This is a genomic window from bacterium (genome assembly GCA_021372535.1).
Classification (GTDB): Bacteria; Latescibacterota; Latescibacteria; order Latescibacterales; family Latescibacteraceae; genus JAFGMP01.
On record JAJFUH010000060.1, the window covers coordinates 1 to 2,236 of the forward strand.

1 protein-coding gene is annotated in these 2,236 nt (G+C 51.7%); it reads left to right on the forward strand.

What is annotated here, in order from left to right; all coding sequences use genetic code 11:
• A partial coding sequence (gene ppdK / locus LLG96_06545) for a pyruvate, phosphate dikinase (protein ID MCE5249863.1) occupies positions 1-2,236 on the forward strand: 2,236 nt, incomplete at both ends.

A 2,236-nucleotide genomic window follows, 5' to 3' on the forward strand; every position in this document is an offset into this window, starting at 1 on the left:
AACAAGAAATATCCTGCCGGTCTCAAGGAAGAAGTCGCCAAAGCGATGAAGTTCACAGAAAAAATCATGGGCAAAAAATTTGGCGATCCAAAAAATCCCCTTCTTGTTTCCGTACGATCCGGCGCACGGCGTTCCATGCCCGGCATGATGGAAACCGTTCTCAATGTCGGCCTCACTGAAAAAACCATTCCCGGTCTGGTAAAGCTTGCCGGCAGCGAACGATTCGTCTATGATGCCTACCGCCGTCTGATCACGATGTATGCGGATGTGGTTATGGAAAAAGCCGGGGGAATCGAGCCCGAATCGGATGAAATGGGTATCCGCAAGCAGCTTGAGAAGATAATGTCGGCCATGAAGAAGCAGAAAGGTGTTGTCAACGACACCGATCTCGATGCCGATGACCTCAAGGAGCTTTGCAGTAAATATAAAGCCAAGGTCAAGGAAGTCCTCAAAAAAGATTTTCCCGATGATCCCGAGAAGCAGCTCTGGGGCGGAATCGGTGCGGTTTTTTCGTCGTGGAACGGGAAACGCGCCATTTCCTACCGCAGAATCGAAGGCATCCCCGATGACTGGGGAACAGCGGTTAATGTTCAGGCAATGGTGTTCGGTAATATGGGCAACAGTTCGGCAACGGGAGTTGCATTCACGAGAAATCCCGGGAACGGCGAGAACAAGTTCTATGGCGAATATCTCGTCAACGCCCAGGGAGAGGACGTTGTCGCCGGAATCAGGACTCCTGCGCCCATCAACAAGTTTTCTTCGAGCGAACATAACAAGGAACTTCCCAGACTCGAAAAACTGATGCCGGAACTGTATAACGAATTGTTCGATTACCAGAAACGTCTTGAAAAACATTACCGTGACATGCAGGATATCGAGTTCACCATCGAAAACGACCGTCTGTTCATGCTCCAGTGCCGTATCGGTAAACGTAACGGGCCGGCTGCGGTCAGGATGGCGATGGATATGTACAAGGAAAAGCTCATCACAAAGGAAGAGGCGGTGATGAGGGTTACACCTTCGCAGCTCGACGAGCTTCTGCATCCCTTTATCGATCCTGCTGACGAAAAAATCAATAAAGTCATCGCCAAAGGCCTTCCCGCCGGTCCCGGCGGCGCATCCGGTATGGTGGTGTTTACAGCCGATGATGCGGTGGAATGGACGAAGAAGGGTAAGAGGGTCATTCTGGTCCGTGAGGAGACTAATCCTGAAGATGTCGAGGGTATGCGCGCGGCTCAGGCAATTCTCACCGCACGCGGCGGTATGACATCCCATGCCGCACTGGTTGCCAGAGGCTGGGGCAAATGCTGTATCGTCGGCTGTGCCGCTGTCCATATCGATTATGCAACAAAGAAGCTCCACATCGGAACCGTGACGCTCAAGGAAGGGGACTTTATTACCCTCAACGGTACAAAGGGATATGTGTATGTCGGTCAGCTCAAGATGCTTGAAGCCTCCGAGAAAAACGATCTTCTCTTCGGATTCCTGAAGCTCTGCGATTCGATCCGTAAGCTGAAAATCCGTACGAATGCCGATACTCCCGAGGATGCGAAAAAAGCCCGTGCTTTCGGAGCCGAGGGAATCGGGCTGTTCAGAACAGAGCACATGTTTTACGGAAAGAACTCCGAGAAACCGCTCTTCATCCTCCGCAAGATGATCATTTCCAAGAACGTAGAGGAACGGAGAAAAGCCCTCAAGGAACTGTTCCCATTCGTAAAAGCGGACATCAAAGGTACGCTCGAAGCCATGGACGGTCTGCCGGTCACTATCCGTCTGCTCGACCCGCCGCTCCATGAATTTGTACCCCGCGATGAGGCTCAGCAGAAAGAGCTCGCCCGCAGTCTCGGAATAACGGCAGCGGAATTCAAGAGCCGTGCCGATGCCCTCCATGAGAACAATCCCATGATGGGGCACCGTGGAGTACGTCTCGGTATCACGTACCCCGAGGTTACCGAAATGCAGGTCAGGGCAATCCTTGAGGCTGCTGCGGAACTGCTGCAGAAGGGTAAGAAAGTCGAGCCCGAGATCATGATTCCGGTGGTCAGCACGGTCACGGAATTGAACAATCAGTTTGAAATCACCCGGAAAGTATATGATGAAGTTCTGAAAAAATACAAAATGAAGAAAATTCCTTATATGTACGGAACGATGATTGAGATTCCCCGCGCATGTCTTGTCGCCGATAAAATCGCCGAGGTGGCGCAGTTCTTCTCATTCGGCACGAACGACCTCACGC